Below are 15,703 nucleotides of genomic sequence, written 5' to 3' on the forward strand. Positions count from 1 at the left end.
TTCATCGGTATTAATTATATTATTTTCTTTGATATAATTAAAAGCTTCAGTTAAGAACCCACCGGTACCGAAAAAGGATCATAAATTGTTTCTTTAAATTTAGGATCAACCAAATTAATAATGGTTTTAACGATATTTCTCGGTGTAAAATATTCGCCTAAATCATTTTTCCGTTGATGTAGTTTTTTCTAAGAAATACTCGAATACGCCGCCTTTTACATCTGTATCTATCGTAGATAAAATAAGAGGATCAATTGCATCGATAATGTGGCGGAAAGTAATGTAATTGCCTAGAGAAATAGGCGTAAAAACATCACCACCGTATTTATTCTTAATTTGTTCTATAACATAGCTATTAATGTAACCGATAATATCATCGTTTGATTGTGCTTTGATATTATTCCACAGGATTTTTCGTTGTTTTCACTTAATAATTTTAAGAATAATATATTTGCAAATTCGCTAAATCTTTCTATTTCTGCTCGGAGCCCTTAATTTCTTAAAAGATTATTCAAGTTTTCAAATATCTATATTAATTCTTCACGTGATACTTTAATTTCTTTCGGTATAGTCCAAACTTCATTACTGCTTGCTTCTAAAAAAGCAGATAATAATTCTTTTTCATGTAGTAATTCCCTTACTTCATCACCGTTTAATATAAGCTCTTTATTATTAGCAACAAAAACGAGTTTCGCAGTAAGCTCCATTCATTGCGAACACTATAGGTACATCAAGCAATTTTGCATATTCCGTTGCTTGATCTAAAGCTTGCCTTAAATCCACTCCTGCTTTTTTGCTTCTATTATTGCAATAGATTACTTTCATATAAGATATGATCCGGTCTTTTTCCGTTTAATCTTGTCTGTTCTGTTTTTGATTGTGGTTTTTGGAAATAAACTCTTTTTAATATCATTATCTATATGCCATCCCTTATTTACAAGGTTATTGCTGATAATCCATTCGGTTTGTTGTTCTGCTAACATAAGAATTGCTTAGATATTTTTTTGTAATTAATAATTATATCTTCTTACACTTAATTATACAAGCTTATAAAAGTACAAAAAACAACTTTTATAGAGTTAGTTAATGACGGTCTCATGACTTTCTTCTTTTTATTAATAGGTTCAGAGATGAAATTTCACCTAGTAGAAGGTGAACATAAAAAAACTAATATTACCTGCAGCGGCAGCCCTTGGAGGTGTGGTAATTCCTGTCTTAATATACATGTTTTTTAATTACGGTAAACCGGAATTAATAAAAGGATGGGCTATTCCTATCGCAACTGATACTGCTTTTGTCCTTGGTATTTTATCTTTTTTCAGCCGACATATATCTTTAGAATTACGAGCTTTTATTATAGGTTTCTCATTAATTGACGATGCTTTTGCGTTAATTATACTAGCTTTGTTTTATGCTAAAACAATCAATACTCTGGCATTATTAATTTCTTCTATAATTATATTCATCTTGTTTATATTGAATTATCGACAAGTTAAACAATTATTTTATTATATAATTGTAGGTTTATTATTATGTATTAGTATGGTGAAGTCAGGTATTCACGATACCTTATGCAGAGCCATTATAGCACTTTTTATACCTGTTAATATAAAAGGAGAATTTAACACTTCTTTTAAAAAACTTGAAAACTTAATTCGTCCTTTTGTAAATTACTTTATTTTACCGCTTTTTGTATTTATGAATTCCGGTATCCTTTTAGAATATTTTGCATTTAAAGGCATTTGTTCCAACTCAATACTTGCTTTAATTTATGGGATAATATTTGGTTTATCTGTAGGTAAGCAATTAGGTATTATGCTATTTTCATATCCATTTGTAAAATTTAAACTCTGTAATTTACCAAGTGATACTTCATGGTTAAAATTTTATTCTATAGCTATACTTAGAGGGATTGGATTTACCCTAAGTTTATTTATAGGTAGTAACGTTTGAGAGCAGCTGCCCTTCAAACTCTATGAGAGCTGCAGTAATAATAGGCTCTTTAGTTTCTGCATTATTGACGTAGCCGTTCTAAAATATTGTACTGGAAAAGAGTAAAGTAAGCAAATTAAACGAGTATACTCATTAAATAACGATGATAGGATTTTAATAACACATCATATTTTTGTTTGGAAAAAACAGGATATGGTACTATATAGATATTATTAGAAGAAGGAATCGCTTTTTCAAGCTTATTTAGCATAAAAGGCATATTATAATTATGCTCTACTAAAATTATTGAAGTAAGATTGTAAGTTACAATAAAATCAACCACTTTCTTAATATTATCTTCTTCAGACATTATTTTATTCGGAGCAAATATTACCTGCTGTTCTATAACATTACGTTCCTTTAACAAAATTTTTAATTGCTCTGTAGATTCTATACCAGTAATAAATAATATAGGTGCATAACCTGCCTTAAGCCAAGCAATACCGGTTTCAATTTTATGTCCTCCTCCTACAAATACTATTATTGCATTAGTGGTATTACTATTAAGCTTATAAGAATTTATTAAATATAAATAATAACCAAAACCACCGACCCAAAGAGCAAAAATTGTGAGTAGAAATTTTCTGATCATTTAAATATTTTATTAAATTCAGTTTGAATAATTTTATCAAATTCAGACATTTCAACATGAATCCCTAACTGATTTAAAGATGTTACTAAAGAATTTTCAAGTCCACAAGGAATAATCCCACTAAACTTACTTAAATCTGTTGAAATATTTATAGCTACACCGTGATATGTAACCCATTTTCTTACTCTAACACCTATTGCAGCAATTTTAGCAAATTCATCTTTCCTTACTTTTACCCAAATTCCTACTTTATCTTTAATAATATATGCTTTAATTCCAAAATAATTTAAGCTATTTATAATCCATTCTTCAAGCATTTTTATATATAGCTTTAAATCTTTGTATCGATTTGGTGAATCTAAATTAAGAATTGGATAAATAACACGCTGACCCGGTCCATGAAAAGTAAATTTACCGCCACGTCCTGTGTAAATTACCGGAATATCACCGTAATTTAATAATTCTTCTTGTTTATAATTAGTACCGGCTGTATATACTTCCGAATGTTCAACTAAATAAATAATTTCCGGCTCATGATCATTAATTACTTTGTTAACGTAATCTTCCATTAATTTCAAAATAACTTGATAATCCGCAAAATCCGGTATAGTTATAAATCTAATCATATTAATTCAGATTTATATTTCAATATTAATGCATCTAAAATTGCTATGGTTTCAGCATCCAAATCGCCAGAAAAATTACTAGGACGAAAATGCATTTGAAACGAAATTATAATATCTTTCATTTTAGAGTCTAAAATTTTGGTAACTTCAAGTTTATAACCGTATGTAATAAATTTTTGCTGAATTGCTGCAATATCGGTTATGTCGACTTGCGGCAATAGATTGTTAAACACCTGTTCATCATACCAAGCTCCAATATCGTTATCATATAATAGTTTCCAAGGAAATAGCGGGCCAGGGTCCTGTTTTCTACCTGGAGCAATATCAGAATGCCCAACTACTCTAGTAGGTCTAATATCATATCTAGCAATAATCTGTTTACACAAACTTATAACACTATTAATTTGCCTTTCCGAATAGGGTAACCAAACTATATCATTGTTTTTTGCATTTACTTCAAAAGCAGGATTTACGATTTCAATACCGATTGATGTATCATTAATACGCTCATGACCTTGCCAGTAACTTACTCCAGCATGCCATGCTCTATCACTCTCTTCTACTAATTGAAATATATGTTCAGGATTTTCATTGTTTATTAAATAATGGCTACTTAACTTTTCACCGGTTAGAAAATCTAAAGACTGCTTAAAATCACACTGTGTATAATGTAGCACTAGGAATTTAATACGTTTATCAAATCCCACAGCTCTATAAGATGTTTTATCGATTACTATCATATATAAAAATTTTAAAGGATGTCACTATTGTATGTTTTTTTCTATATAATTCTTGTGAAAGCTTGCTTGCATGGATTGGTAAATCGTCATTGCGAGAAGAATTACACAGTAATTCGACGAAGCAATCTCAGGAAAAGTGTGTTATTATTTCATGAGATTGCCACGCAGCCTACGGCTGCTCGCAATGACGATTTGGTATCTATATAAAGATAGTCCCAGTATGACAAGAAAAATTTTGATGGTGCCGGATATCGGATTTGAACTGATGACCTACCGCTTACAAGGCGGTTGCTCTACCACTGAGCTAATCCGGCATATTAATATAGAGAAGAGATATGTGCTGTCATACCCGTGGCTTGACCACAATATCTAGAAAAATAACTTGTAATAGTCAAATTTACTAAATCCCGCAATCAAATAGCGGGAGATGACAGGGGCTGAATTGATCCACACAGTCAATGCCTGCTCGCAATGATGAAAACACACTATAAACTAAGCTTCTTTAGCTTCCTTTTTACTTAGTCTAGCTTTGCGGTTTTTTGCTTTCACTTCCATTTCCTTTTTAACTTTCTCAGGAAGAGTAACACCCGCTTGCTCAATAAATTTTGCGACTCGCTCAGTTGGTTTAGCACCGGTGCCAAGCCAATATTCTATACGATCTTTTTTTAAAACAACACGCTCACTATTATCTGAAGCAAGCATTGGATCATAAGTTCCGACTTTTTCTAAAAAGTCACCGTCACGAGGTGCTGTTGCGTTAGCTACTACTACACGGTAAAAAGGACGCTTTTTAGCACCGCCTCTAGCTAAACGAATTTTTACTGCCATATTATATTACTTACAATTATTTTATTTTTTCTTCTTTAAAAAGAACATGTTTTCTAACTACTTTATCATACTTACGAAAAGAAAGCTTCTCGGTTTGGGTCTTCGGATTACGTTTCTTTACCCAAAAAACACCTGTGCCGGCAGTACTTACTAGCCTTACCAAAACATTTTTATTTTTCTTTGCCATTAGCTGACACCTTAAATCAAGATATTATTTTATTATTCTAAGAAAAGCAGAATAAAACGAAATTGAAAAATAGTCAAGTAAAAACTAGGCATTGCAAAATAAAGAGAGATACGTCATTGCGAATGACTAAAAGGAGCATGGCAATCTAGTTTTAATTTCCGGAGATTGCCGCACTCCTTGCAGTCGTTCGCAATGACACCAATTTTTCAAATTAAACAAGTTACCGTCCAAATAAGCGTTCGATATCCTTAAGCTTCAACTCAATATAAGTAGGTCTGCCATGATTACATTGACCTGAAAGCAGCGTATTTTCCATTTGACGCAGTAAGGCATTCATTTCATCTGCCGATAATTTTCGTCCTGCTCTAATAGAGTAATGACAGGCATAAGTTTCCGTTACATGCTCGATTAACTCTGTCAAAGCTATATTCTTGCCAAAATCCGATAAATGATCGGCGAGATCCTGAATTAACTTTTGTACGTTTACATCTCCAAGGATATTTGGAATTTCAGTTACTATAATAGATTTTTCGCCGAATTTTTCTAGAGTTAAACCAAGTTTATATAGTTTTTCTCTATGGTCATATAAACAATCTGCTTTTTTTTCATTTGGCAGTTCTACTATCTCAGGGATAAGCAAACGCTGTTTGATTAACTCTTCCGTTTTAAGGTAATCTTTTATTTTTTCATACCCTAAACGTTTGTGTGCTGCATGTTGGTCGGTAATCACTATACTATCTTCGGTTTGTGAAATAATATAAGTCGTATGAAGTTGTGCTTTAGCTGCCCCAAGTTTATATTGTTTACGGATTTGCTGTTCATGTTCTATACGATTTTCTACTTCTTGTTCTATTTTAGCATGTGATAATGTATCGATTAATTTTTGACAAACATGATTTTGAGGAACTGTATTAAGTATAGAATGAGTAGTAGGTCTATAATCTGCCGATTTACTATTAACGTTTATAACTTTACTTACTGGAGATTGTTTGTTAACTAAAGGATTTTTAAATAACTCAAGAGCATCAGAGGCGATAGTAGTAGAAGTAACATGGCTTTTATTTGTTAAAGCATTTTTAATTGCTTCTATTAATAAGTTTCGCACATAATCCGGGTCATGAAACCTAACCTCTGCTTTTGCCGGATGTACGTTAACGTCAACAAGTTGCGGATTGATTTGTAAAAATATAGCACATATCGGATAACGATCACGAGCTAAATAATCTTGATATGCTACCCTTAAAGCTATCTGTAATAATTTATCTTTTACTGGTCTATTATTAATAAATAAAAACTGATCTTCACTTGAAGCTCTATTATATGTCGGGCTACTAGTATAGCCGCAAATAGAGAAATCAGGTGTTTTGAAGTCTATATAAGCGGCGTTTTTTATAAAATCATCACCTATTACATCAATTATACGCTGTTTTAGGTTAGTTTCAGCATCTTTATTTTGTCCCTTTAGTTTTAATAAATTCTTGCCGTCATGTGTTAAACTAAAAGAAATTTTAGGATGTGCTAGAGCGATTTTCTTAACCACACCTACAGTTGCTGCAAGCTCTGTTTTATCGGCTCTAAGAAATTTTAAACGTGCAGGTGTTGCAAAAAATAAATCACGTATCTCTATTTTAGTACCTTCATTATGAACAGAAATAGTAACTTGTTTTTCATTGCCGCCGATTAACTTAATCTGAAATGCTTTGTCGGCATCTCGTTTTTTAGAAGTAATTAGCATTTTGCTAATAGCAGCAATAGACGGCAGTGCTTCACCCCTAAAACCAAAAGTATTAATATTTAGAAAATCGCTTTCATCAAACTTAGAAGTTGTATGACGTTCAACAGCAATTTCTAATTCCTTATCAGTCATACCGATACCGTCATCGGAAATAATGATTAGATTTTTACCGGCACGTTCTAAAATAATATCTATTTTAGTACTACTTGCATCAACAGCATTTTCAACTAATTCCTTTACTACCGATGCGGGCCTTTCTATAACCTCACCGGCAGCAATTCGGTTGATAGTACTTTCTGACAGAAATTTTATAGTCATTTTGTTACTAGTTTAAATTTCTTACTACAATATGGGCAGATAACTTCTTTTTTTTTTTATCTATCTCTAAATAAACTTTCGGATGGTCATATTGAGGTTCTTTGCCCTGGCAAGATACAGATGCATCAACACTATTAACAATTTCCATAGATTTATACATTATTTCTTTAAGTGTAATCTAATATAAGTTACTTTTAAATAAAAGACAAATATTACTTGATTAAATATGTCATCCCGTGACTTGATCAGCTTTGTTGCATGGTTCTAATTTTCTTGTCATTGCGAGGAAATTACGTAAGTAATTGACAAAGCAATCTAGTGCCAAAGTTCTGAGATTGCCACACAGCCTATGGCTCTGCTTGCAATGACGATTTAGCTGGCTGGTACAAGCCACGGTATGACAGTACATTAGTAAATAATGCAGGTATTCAGCATGTTGCTCCTATCGATGAATTTCCTGAAGATAAATGGGAGCAAATTTTGCGTATAGATTTAATAGCATTTTTCTATACTAAAAAATATGCAATACAGATTATGAAAAAACGGCTTCAGGCGAATTGTTAATATCGCTTCCGCTCATGCATATGTCGCATCACCTTTCAAGTCGGCATATGTAGCAGTAAAGTACGGTATCCTTGGACTTACCAAAACCGTTGCTTTAGAAGTGGCTGAGAATAATATTACAGTTAATGCTATCTGTCTCGGTTACGTCAACACACCATTAGTAAGGAATCAAATAGCAGATACTGCTAAAGCTAGACATATAAGTGAAAAATCAGCGTTAAGGGATGTAATCCTTAAATCTCAAGCTACGAAAAAATTTGTAGAAGCTGATGAAATAGCAAACTTAGTAATATTCTTATGTGATAAAAAAGCATCATCAATAACAGGTAGTGGACTCTTGATAGATGGTGGCTGGATGGCACAGTAGTTTTTAATTCTTAATATTTGTTATTTATTGAGAAATAACTAACAATAAAAACTTCTTGCAAAAATTTAATTTACTCCTTTACATTTAAAATAAACCACAATTTATTCAAGGAGGAATTTATGCCAGAAAAAAACATCTACATTTTCAAACTGAAGAAACTGACTTAAATAGAGTAAAATGCCAAATTAATTCATTTTAAAGATGAACTGGACAGCCCCATAGATGGGCAATTAGTTATAGGAGAAGTTGAAGAAGTAAAAGAAAAAGAATTTTCTAGACCCGTAGAAGTTGAGGTAAAGCGTAATTTGGGTAAGTTTAAAAAAGCTCTAGCCTATCTTGGAATTATTAAAAATACGAAAAAAGTAGTAAGCAAAGAAGAGAAAATTATAGGCACCCATGAATTAGGCAATTTTACTAATGATAAGAATTCTATAGAGAACTTTTTAAACAACCTAGATTTCCATGAAGAAAAACTTTACGCATATGATCTTAGTGGTACAAAAGTTGGAGAAGTAGGTGATTTTGGTAAAGATGGTAAATTCTTAGATTTAGAAGGTAAAGCTTTACAAAATCAAAATCAGTTTATACAAAAAGGTAGCGGAGTTTACCATTTAAGTATTGCTACAAACGTAAAATATTTTGATAAAGATTTGAAAAGTATTAAGACTTCAAAAGGTGTTACGAATATTAACACAAAGCCCGTAAAAAGTGCTCTTAAAGGTAGCAGAGAAGCTGCAAAAATAGGAAAAAAACTATGAAAACAACAAGAAGAACAGAAATTTGCAGGAATTAAAAAGCCAAGAGGAGCTAAACTTACAAAAGTAGGAATTCCGGTACCACTAGAGTATAACTAGGTTATAAGTGCTTGACCATTATAACGTGTATATCATAATAATAATAATGACCAAATTAATATGTACGTTATAATAGTCATAATTTATTATGACTATTATTTAGCCTTTTGCATGTCTAATGTTTGTATTTGAGCTTGTGTCTCAAAGTCATTTGGCTCTAATTCTAATGCTTTATTGTATGATTCAAGAGATAAATCGTATTTTTCAAGCTTTCTTAATATTTCTGCTTTATTGTTATAAGCATAAGGATGACTTGGATCTACTTCGATTGCCTTATTATAAGCTTCTAAAGCTAAATCGTATTTTCCCAACTGAATTAATACCGCTCCTTTATTAAGATAAGCCTGAAAATGATTAGGGTTTAGTGCAATTGCTTTGTTATAAACTTCAAGGGCCAACTCATATTTTTCAGGAAATCTAAGTCCCAGTATTCTTAGTCTAAATCCATACCCAATATATGCATCATTCGGATTTTGTTTTATAGCTTTATCACATTCTGCTAATTCTTTTTCAAAATCATTTGCAACTGATTCAGGTTGTTTATTAAACAAGAACTTATAACCACAAAAACATATTACTATCACCACAAGAATTAAAATACCGACAATTAAATATTATAAATTACACTTTATAAATTATGTAACTTGTCTATAATAACTAATTAGTAATTAAGTTATTTAAAGCTCGATGAATAATAGGTCTAAGTTCATTTTTTTATCTGCTATTTCAGGTAATGTACTCGAATATTATGACTTTACGGTATATTCAGTTTTTTCGCTGATTATTGGACAAGTTTTTTTTCCAGGCGAATCAGAATTCATTAGAATTCTTCTAAGCCTTGGAGTATTTGCGGTTGGCTTTCTGACAAGACCGGTAGGAGGCATATTATTCGGTTATATCGGTGATAGATACGGTAGACGTATCGCTTTGATAATCTCGATGCTAGGTATGACTATTCCGACCTTTATTATGGGTCTCATACCCTCATATGCAAGTATTGGGATTTATGCCCCTATAACTCTAGTTATAATGCGACTTATTCAAGGTTTATGTATTAGCGGTGAAGGAACGGGAGCGGCTATTTTTATCCTTGAACATCGTCAAAATTTAAGACCGGGTTTTACGGCAGGTTTAGTACATGGTTCAAATATCGCCGGTACCTTAATTGCAACACTTATCGGTATTATAATAGAACGTTATTTCTCTCATATAGATTTTGCTTGGCGTTTTGCTTTTCTGCTTGGCGGATTTATGGGTCTTGCAGGATTTTACTTGCGATTGCGCGTATCGGAAACACCGATTTTTAAAATGCTTGAGAAAAAGAAACAAGTTCTTAAAGCACCTTTTTCCAATGTAATTAGAACTGCTTGGAGATCGATGTTTTTAACTATGTGTATAGGTGCTATCGCTAGCAGCGTTATGTATTTAGTAAAAACATATATAAATGTTTTCTATTATAATGTAATGCATCTTAGTAATACTATTGCTTTATCATATTTAGCGTATAGTTCGTTTATTGCGATGATAGCGATGCCGCTTGCCGGCGGTACTGCCGATATTATCGGAAAATTTAAAATGGCAATGCTTGTTGGTGTTGCTATCTTGATATTGATTTTACCGACCATGTTACTTATGTCGACAGAAGAGATGTGGCAACAAATTATAGCTCTTACAATGCTTGGTATGCTCGCAGGAAGCATAGCAGGTACAGCTTATATACTCGTTATATCCTTGTTTACGGCAGAACAAAGGTTTACCGGTGTTGCTTTCAGCTACAATTTTGCAATAGCGATATTCGGCGGAACTTCACCTATTATTTCTCGTTGGCTTGTAGAGCGCACAGGCTTATTTTATGCTCCGGCTTTTTATATTATGATCATTGCTGCCGTATTTTTAGTGATTATGTATATGATGAGGAAAGTAATTAAATCGTTGCTTAATAATTATGAACATAGAAAATAAAGAAATAACAAGTAGTTGGTTTACTAATTTACGTGATTTATTGTGCAAAGAATTTGAAAAAATCGAAGAAGAATATGCACAAACCAAAGGTTTAAAACCGGCTAAGTTTGTACGCTCAAGCTGGCAACGTAACGGAGGCGGTGGCGGTGTCATGTCTCTCATGAAAGGAGCAGTATTTGAAAAAGTCGGGGTTAATATATCTACCGTATTTGGTAAAATTTCTCCCGAATTCCGCAACGAAATTCCAGGAGCAGAGCTAGACGGGAAATTCTTTGCAACAGGCATTTCATTAGTCGCACATCTTAAATCTCCGCTAATTCCCGCTATGCATTTTAATACTCGTTATATAGAAACTTCTAAAAGTTGGTTTGGCGGCGGTGGCGATTTAACACCTTTTTATCCGGAAAAAAACGAAACTGTAAAGTTTCATGCAGCTTTTAAAGAAGTGTGCGATAAGTATGATTCTAGCTATTATCCTAAATTCAAAAAGCAATGTGATGAATATTTTTATCTAAAGCATCGAAAAGAGCCAAGAGGAGTAGGCGGAATATTCTATGATTATTTAAATAATGGTAATTTTGAACAGGATTTTGCCTTTACACAGGACGTAGGTAAGACTTTGTTATCGGTATATCCTGAAATCGTTAGAAGTAAGTTATTTTTACCTTGGACAGCTGAGCAGAAAGAATACCAGCTTATAAGGCGAGGTAGATATGTAGAATTTAATTTGCTATATGACCGCGGTACTAAATTCGGCTTAATGACCGATGGAAATGTCGAAGCAATATTAATGTCATTGCCACCTGAAGTAAAGTTTAATTGACTTTTTTAAAATCATAACCGGAATGGCAAAATGCTATTTCGGTGTGTTGAAACTTTTGTCAAAAGTGAGAGTATTTTCCACAAAACCAATTTTTTTAAGAATATAGCGATGCCAACCCATTTACGATATGAGATATATTATTTAAAAATTAAAAAATGTCACCTAATTCAATGCATTTCACTATAACAAAATTTTTTACTTTGTAAGTTTAGGCGGTAAATAATGTTCTGTTGAGATTACTTTTTTACCAGTTTTATTTTCCAAGGCCGTTTTAGCGTTTTTAGCTATACTTCCTCCTATTTTACCTGCAACCTTATTTTCTTCCATTCCTGTTACATTATTGGTTTCTACTACCTGACGAAGTAGATAATTCAGCAAGAGCAGTAAAAATTAATTCTGCTTCATTCATGTGATCACGTAAACTTTGATTTGTTAAGCCCTTAATATTTTTGTGTTTCTTTAAGTTATACCAGCCCATTCTTGATGAATAATATTAGTTAATATAGCAAATTCATTCTCTTTTGTTACTTCATGGTTTTTCCAGTAATCAGTTAATTTATTTCGTGTTTCCTGCCCCATCATACGTTGTTGAATCCATTTCTCGCTACGACCGTGTCGTTTCCAATTATCCCTTGCTCTATCAATTGACTTTTCCGGATCAGAAATTTCTTGAATCCTCTCATAACCGACTTGCAAGCCATTGTTTAAATGGTTCTGCCTTTGGAGACGGAATAGATTGTATAATACGAAGTAATGACTCTGTATTTGCACAGTCTGTTATATATTTTTTTCCATCTGTGGCAGTTAATTTCAATCCGTGACAGTTTGTCATGACCTCACTTTTTTCTTCGTTTAACCTTTGTTTTAGTTTTCTTCAATAAGCTCCGGTCACTACTATCAGTCAATGCTCCTACTACGTCGACTACTGAAAACCACCAAAGGAAGTTAGGTATAAGCTTTAACTGAAATAGTAAAACACTATTTCGGGGTGTAGAATCTCTACCAAAAGTCAGCTATAATAGGAATGTCCAGAGCTTAAAAGGAATGCTTTAGTTTAATTAATCGGGAGTAACTACATATCCAACCAAACTAACAAGAGCCTACCTGAACTCGTAGCAGAGTCTACTTCAAAAGAAAATATTGACGAAACACAATCTTAGAAGTTTGTTATTATTTCCTGCTCGCAATGACTATATATCTTTAACAATCCCTTTTCAAATAACAAAGAGTATACTAGTCAAATGGTTTCACTATAACCATAATCACTGCAACAATCATGCAAATAGTCGGAATCTCATTAACTATGCGATAAAATTTTTCTGAATGGACATTCTTACCATTTGCAAAATCTTTTCGCCATCTTGCAAGTAAACCGTGAAATATCACTAAAACTAATACTGCAAACATTTTAATGTGAAACCAAGTATCAAGAGCAACAAACCCGTAAATATGAGCATTTATTAAACCAAAAATAAATGTGCTAATCATTGCTGGATTCATAATGAATCTGAGTAATTTTAGCTCCATTACTTGTAAAGTACTATCTAGCTCACTACCTATTTTAGCTTTGATATGATAAACATATATTCTAGGTAAATAAAGAAGCCCTGCCATCCAACATATAGCAGATATCAGATGGACTGACTTAAACCATAGATAGTAACTTGCCATTCTTTTCCTTATTAACTTGTTAATTTACACAAACATTTAGTAAATTCGTTTGGACATATTCTTGTACTAGAGCTACTCATAACTAAATTAGTATCAACCTTATTAATAAATCGCAGCAATATATTTGTCAAACTATTAATAAAAATTTTATTTGTTCCAAGTGTCGGAATTCGGGTATATTGAATTTCATATTTATCTGCGATTAATTTATATTCAATATCAAGCTCTACTAGTGTTTCAACATGCTCGGATACAAAGGATATAGGTACGATAATTATGTCTTTTTTTAACTTTCCTGCTAGTTCTATTTCGTCTTCCGTATTAGGTTTTAACCACTCTATAGGTCCTACTCTGCTTTGATAAGTTATCTTATAATCTAGATCTTTTATATTTAATTCTTTAACTATTGCTTGTACTGTTTCTTTTATCTGAAAACCATAAGGATCACCTGCTTTTATTATTTTTTCGGGTAACCCGTGAGCAGAAAATAATATACGAAAATTTTTATCGTATAGTTTTTCTTTAATTAATGAAACATGAGCTTTTATAAAATCTTTTTCTAGAGGATAACAGCAAATTGTTTTAATTGGAATATCAATATCAAGGTTTTGTAAAAAATTTTTAACCGATGATCCTGTCGTAGTACTTGAAAATTGAGAATATAGAGGCAATAATATTATTTCGCTTGGATTATATTTTTTTATTTGACCTATTACTTCTTTAGCAAACGGTGCTGAATATCTCATATTTATAAAAATAGCGAAATCTTCTTTTATAAGTTGCTTTAGCTTTTCAGTTAGTGCTAATTTCTGCTCCTCTGTTTCCTGCAGTAAAGAAGATTTACCACCGATTAAAGAATAAATTTTTTGAGATTTTTTCTCTCTAGTAATAGAAATTATTTTAGCGATAATATAACGCAAAGGATTTGGTAGATTAATTATAGCTTTGTCATAGAATAGATTAAATAGAAAAGGCTTCACTGATTTAAGGTTTTTTGGACCGCCTAAATTAAAAAGTACTATTGCTATTCTTTTCTTCATATAACCTAACATATTCTGTCAAAAATTCTACATTTTCCGTAGGTGTTTCAGGCAAAATACCATGTCCTAAATTAAAGATAAAATTCTTTCCTTTCATTGCCTGAAGAATTTTATAAGTTTTTTCTTTAATAATTTCTTTATTAGTTAATAATACAACCGGATCTAAATTACCTTGTACTATTACTTTATCACTCCACTCTTTCATTTTTTCAAGAGGAACCATTTGATCTACGGCTAAAACATCTATCGGTACTTCTTTTATAAATTTTTCGTACAATAATCCTGCTCCTTTAGGAAAAGCAATTATAGGAGTTTTTGGAAAAACTTCTTTTACTTTTAGTATAATCTTTTTTGTCGGCTCTATTACAAATTTAGTAAATTCCTCTTCTGCAAGTACTCCTGACCATGAATCAAAAAGCTTTAAAACATCTGCTCCAGATTTTGCTTGATTTATAAGATGATCAGCTGTTTTTTCCGTAATAAAATTTAATAATTCTTCAGCAAGTATTTTATTTTCATATATGAATTTTTTGCTCGTTTTAAAATCCTGTTTTCCTTTTCCTTCTAACATGTAACTCATCACTGTCCAAGGACTACCTGCAAATCCTATTAAAGAAATGGGGGATGGTAATTCTTTTTTTACTTTTTTTATTATTTCATAAACCTTTTCTAATTTATAATTCGGATTGATTTGCAGATATTTAAAATCTTCTTGTGATTTGAATTGCTTTAATATAGGCCCTATATTTTCTTTAAAATCCACTTCCCATCCAAGAGCATGAGGTAAAACTAATATATCGGAAAAAATAATAGCTGCATCAAATCCATAACGTTTTATCGGTTGTAAGGTTACTTCTGTTGCTTTGCTAACATCATAACAAAAATCTAGAAAATTTTTTGTTGTTTCTCTTACTTTTTTATATTCCGGCAAATATCTACCTGCTTGACGCATAAACCAAATAGGTACTTTATCATTATTTCCTTTTAATGGATTTATAATTTGCTTCATGCTATTACTAAAAATATTAAAATAATAAATATATTTATTATTTGTTGTTTATATAAATAGAATTATGTAGATTAAATGTTTTAAACAGAGTTATCAACAAAATTTTCATTAAAATTTTCTTAAAAATATAGGTATTTTTAATTATTATTCACATAAGTTTGTAATGAATTTATACAAGTGGATAATTAAGTGTAAAATTCATTTATAGCTTAGAAAAGACTATTTTTTCAAAGAAAAATGATATTTATTCACAATTTTATCCACAAACTATTTATTTAAAAGAAAATACACTAGATTTACTTGATTTAATAAGGATTTGAGGAAATTTTTAATAGGTTTTAATAGGAAAAATAATAAGTTATTAAAAAATTTATCCACAATTACATATGTAAAGT

Annotated in this window: 21 protein-coding genes, 1 tRNA gene and 2 pseudogenes; 6 read left to right on the top strand and 18 right to left on the bottom strand. The window is 31.6% G+C overall.

Going from position 1 to position 15,703, the window contains the following annotated elements:
- Positions 1-50: 50 nt before the first annotated feature.
- Both BTU51_RS10225 and BTU51_RS09605 read right to left on the bottom strand, forming a co-directional pair.
- Positions 51-134 carry a hypothetical protein gene (locus BTU51_RS10225; RefSeq protein ID WP_080582477.1) on the bottom strand — a complete coding sequence of 28 codons (84 nt, stop codon included), beginning with the start codon at positions 132-134 and terminating at the stop codon, positions 51-53.
- 393 nt (positions 135-527) lie between these two features.
- Positions 528-707 (bottom strand): hypothetical protein, encoded by a 180-nt coding sequence (locus BTU51_RS09605; RefSeq protein WP_012151459.1) that lies wholly within the window; start codon positions 705-707, stop codon positions 528-530.
- A 390-nt stretch (positions 708-1,097) separates the two neighbouring features.
- Between BTU51_RS09605 and nhaA the strand changes: the two are divergent.
- Positions 1,098-1,953 (top strand): annotated as a pseudogene (gene nhaA, locus BTU51_RS07580) (Na+/H+ antiporter NhaA).
- 115 nt (positions 1,954-2,068) lie between these two features.
- On the opposite strand, the gene BTU51_RS07585 reads toward nhaA, so the two are convergent.
- From BTU51_RS07585 to BTU51_RS07620, 8 genes and pseudogenes are all read right to left on the bottom strand, one after another.
- The gene (locus tag BTU51_RS07585) at positions 2,069-2,584 is read right to left on the bottom strand and encodes a YdcF family protein (protein ID WP_012151464.1); all 516 of its coding nucleotides are present in this window, start codon (positions 2,582-2,584) and stop codon (positions 2,069-2,071) included.
- Positions 2,581-3,210 (bottom strand): lipoyl(octanoyl) transferase LipB, encoded by a 630-nt coding sequence (gene lipB / locus BTU51_RS07590; RefSeq protein WP_012151465.1) that lies wholly within the window; start codon positions 3,208-3,210, stop codon positions 2,581-2,583. The genes BTU51_RS07585 and lipB overlap by 4 nt, the downstream gene beginning before the upstream one ends.
- Positions 3,207-3,950 carry an N-acetylmuramoyl-L-alanine amidase gene (locus BTU51_RS07595; protein ID WP_012151466.1) on the bottom strand — a complete coding sequence of 248 codons (744 nt, stop codon included), beginning with the start codon at positions 3,948-3,950 and terminating at the stop codon, positions 3,207-3,209. The genes lipB and BTU51_RS07595 overlap by 4 nt, the downstream gene beginning before the upstream one ends.
- Positions 3,951-4,189: 239 nt before the next feature.
- Positions 4,190-4,264 (bottom strand) — tRNA-Thr (locus tag BTU51_RS07600).
- 178 nt (positions 4,265-4,442) lie between these two features.
- Positions 4,443-4,778 (bottom strand): 30S ribosomal protein S16, encoded by a 336-nt coding sequence (rpsP, locus tag BTU51_RS07605; RefSeq protein ID WP_004997078.1) that lies wholly within the window; start codon positions 4,776-4,778, stop codon positions 4,443-4,445.
- 16 nt (positions 4,779-4,794) lie between these two features.
- On the bottom strand, positions 4,795-4,965 hold the full coding sequence (gene rpmG / locus BTU51_RS07610) for a 50S ribosomal protein L33 (protein WP_004997072.1): 171 nt from the start codon (positions 4,963-4,965) through the stop codon (positions 4,795-4,797).
- A 220-nt stretch (positions 4,966-5,185) separates the two neighbouring features.
- A complete protein-coding gene (mutL, locus tag BTU51_RS07615) occupies positions 5,186-7,018 on the bottom strand; it encodes a DNA mismatch repair endonuclease MutL (protein ID WP_012262652.1) in 1,833 nt (610 codons plus the stop codon).
- A pseudogene (locus tag BTU51_RS07620) lies at positions 7,015-7,178 on the bottom strand (zinc-finger domain-containing protein). Before BTU51_RS07620 ends, mutL begins: the two are co-directional and overlap by 4 nt.
- A gap of 284 nt (positions 7,179-7,462) precedes the next feature.
- On the opposite strand from BTU51_RS07620, the gene BTU51_RS09760 reads away from it, so the two are divergent.
- From BTU51_RS09760 to BTU51_RS07635, 3 genes are all read left to right on the top strand, one after another.
- Complete coding sequence (locus BTU51_RS09760; RefSeq protein WP_250637618.1) at positions 7,463-7,582, top strand: hypothetical protein; 120 nt, start codon at positions 7,463-7,465, stop codon at positions 7,580-7,582.
- 1 nt (position 7,583) lies between these two features.
- A complete protein-coding gene (locus BTU51_RS07630) occupies positions 7,584-7,949 on the top strand; it encodes an SDR family oxidoreductase (protein ID WP_075807935.1) in 366 nt (121 codons plus the stop codon).
- Positions 7,950-8,254: 305 nt separating this feature from the next.
- Positions 8,255-8,707 carry a hypothetical protein gene (locus tag BTU51_RS07635; RefSeq protein ID WP_012151469.1) on the top strand — a complete coding sequence of 151 codons (453 nt, stop codon included), beginning with the start codon at positions 8,255-8,257 and terminating at the stop codon, positions 8,705-8,707.
- 191 nt (positions 8,708-8,898) lie between these two features.
- On the opposite strand, the gene BTU51_RS10230 is transcribed toward BTU51_RS07635, so the two are convergent.
- A complete protein-coding gene (locus BTU51_RS10230; RefSeq protein ID WP_014362509.1) occupies positions 8,899-9,354 on the bottom strand; it encodes a tetratricopeptide repeat protein in 456 nt (151 codons plus the stop codon).
- A gap of 136 nt (positions 9,355-9,490) precedes the next feature.
- Here BTU51_RS10230 and BTU51_RS07645 point away from each other — a divergent pair, with 136 nt between their 5' ends.
- The gene (locus tag BTU51_RS07645; protein WP_012151471.1) at positions 9,491-10,765 is read left to right on the top strand and encodes an MFS transporter; all 1,275 of its coding nucleotides are present in this window, start codon (positions 9,491-9,493) and stop codon (positions 10,763-10,765) included.
- On the top strand, positions 10,749-11,588 hold the full coding sequence (hemF, locus tag BTU51_RS07650; RefSeq protein ID WP_012151472.1) for an oxygen-dependent coproporphyrinogen oxidase: 840 nt from the start codon (positions 10,749-10,751) through the stop codon (positions 11,586-11,588). The genes BTU51_RS07645 and hemF overlap by 17 nt, the downstream gene beginning before the upstream one ends.
- A 195-nt stretch (positions 11,589-11,783) precedes the next feature.
- On the opposite strand, the gene BTU51_RS09630 is transcribed toward hemF, so the two are convergent.
- From BTU51_RS09630 to hemE, 7 genes are all read right to left on the bottom strand, one after another.
- A complete protein-coding gene (locus BTU51_RS09630; protein ID WP_016926670.1) occupies positions 11,784-11,915 on the bottom strand; it encodes a hypothetical protein in 132 nt (43 codons plus the stop codon).
- Between the two features lie 10 nt (positions 11,916-11,925).
- The gene (locus BTU51_RS09635) at positions 11,926-12,066 is read right to left on the bottom strand and encodes a hypothetical protein (RefSeq protein ID WP_230453560.1); all 141 of its coding nucleotides are present in this window, start codon (positions 12,064-12,066) and stop codon (positions 11,926-11,928) included.
- Positions 12,048-12,284, bottom strand: coding sequence for a hypothetical protein (locus BTU51_RS09640; protein ID WP_230453561.1), 237 nt, complete (start codon positions 12,282-12,284; stop codon positions 12,048-12,050). Before BTU51_RS09640 ends, BTU51_RS09635 begins: the two co-directional genes overlap by 19 nt.
- The gene (locus tag BTU51_RS09645) at positions 12,268-12,420 is read right to left on the bottom strand and encodes a BRO family protein (protein WP_230453563.1); all 153 of its coding nucleotides are present in this window, start codon (positions 12,418-12,420) and stop codon (positions 12,268-12,270) included. The genes BTU51_RS09640 and BTU51_RS09645 overlap by 17 nt, the downstream gene beginning before the upstream one ends.
- A 401-nt stretch (positions 12,421-12,821) precedes the next feature.
- Positions 12,822-13,259, bottom strand: a complete 438-nt coding sequence (gene hemJ, locus BTU51_RS07660; RefSeq protein WP_012151473.1) for a protoporphyrinogen oxidase HemJ — start codon at positions 13,257-13,259, stop codon at positions 12,822-12,824.
- A gap of 11 nt (positions 13,260-13,270) precedes the next feature.
- A complete protein-coding gene (gene hemH / locus BTU51_RS07665; protein WP_012151474.1) occupies positions 13,271-14,311 on the bottom strand; it encodes a ferrochelatase in 1,041 nt (346 codons plus the stop codon).
- Positions 14,268-15,308 carry a uroporphyrinogen decarboxylase gene (gene hemE, locus BTU51_RS07670; protein ID WP_012151475.1) on the bottom strand — a complete coding sequence of 347 codons (1,041 nt, stop codon included), beginning with the start codon at positions 15,306-15,308 and terminating at the stop codon, positions 14,268-14,270. The genes hemH and hemE overlap by 44 nt, the downstream gene beginning before the upstream one ends.
- Positions 15,309-15,703: the final 395 nt, after the last annotated feature.

This window comes from Rickettsia rickettsii (assembly GCF_001951015.1).
Lineage (GTDB): Bacteria > Pseudomonadota > Alphaproteobacteria > Rickettsiales > Rickettsiaceae > Rickettsia > Rickettsia rickettsii.

Excerpts from the sequence above, each read along its gene's own strand:
- BTU51_RS09605 (WP_012151459.1), bottom strand. The coding sequence starts at position 707 with ATGGAGCTTACTGCGAAACTCGTTTTTGTTGCTAATAATAAAGAGCTT.
- BTU51_RS07585 (WP_012151464.1), bottom strand. The coding sequence starts at position 2,584 with ATGATCAGAAAATTTCTACTCACAATTTTTGCTCTTTGGGTCGGTGGT.
- lipB (WP_012151465.1), bottom strand. The coding sequence starts at position 3,210 with ATGATTAGATTTATAACTATACCGGATTTTGCGGATTATCAAGTTATT.
- BTU51_RS07595 (WP_012151466.1), bottom strand. The coding sequence starts at position 3,950 with ATGATAGTAATCGATAAAACATCTTATAGAGCTGTGGGATTTGATAAA.
- rpsP (WP_004997078.1), bottom strand. The coding sequence starts at position 4,778 with ATGGCAGTAAAAATTCGTTTAGCTAGAGGCGGTGCTAAAAAGCGTCCT.
- rpmG (WP_004997072.1), bottom strand. The coding sequence starts at position 4,965 with ATGGCAAAGAAAAATAAAAATGTTTTGGTAAGGCTAGTAAGTACTGCC.
- mutL (WP_012262652.1), bottom strand. The coding sequence starts at position 7,018 with ATGACTATAAAATTTCTGTCAGAAAGTACTATCAACCGAATTGCTGCC.
- BTU51_RS07645 (WP_012151471.1), top strand. The coding sequence starts at position 9,491 with ATGAATAATAGGTCTAAGTTCATTTTTTTATCTGCTATTTCAGGTAAT.
- hemF (WP_012151472.1), top strand. The coding sequence starts at position 10,749 with ATGAACATAGAAAATAAAGAAATAACAAGTAGTTGGTTTACTAATTTA.
- BTU51_RS09630 (WP_016926670.1), bottom strand. The coding sequence starts at position 11,915 with ATGGAAGAAAATAAGGTTGCAGGTAAAATAGGAGGAAGTATAGCTAAA.
- BTU51_RS09635 (WP_230453560.1), bottom strand. The coding sequence starts at position 12,066 with ATGGGCTGGTATAACTTAAAGAAACACAAAAATATTAAGGGCTTAACA.
- BTU51_RS09645 (WP_230453563.1), bottom strand. The coding sequence starts at position 12,420 with ATGACAAACTGTCACGGATTGAAATTAACTGCCACAGATGGAAAAAAA.
- hemJ (WP_012151473.1), bottom strand. The coding sequence starts at position 13,259 with ATGGCAAGTTACTATCTATGGTTTAAGTCAGTCCATCTGATATCTGCT.
- hemH (WP_012151474.1), bottom strand. The coding sequence starts at position 14,311 with ATGTTAGGTTATATGAAGAAAAGAATAGCAATAGTACTTTTTAATTTA.
- hemE (WP_012151475.1), bottom strand. The coding sequence starts at position 15,308 with ATGAAGCAAATTATAAATCCATTAAAAGGAAATAATGATAAAGTACCT.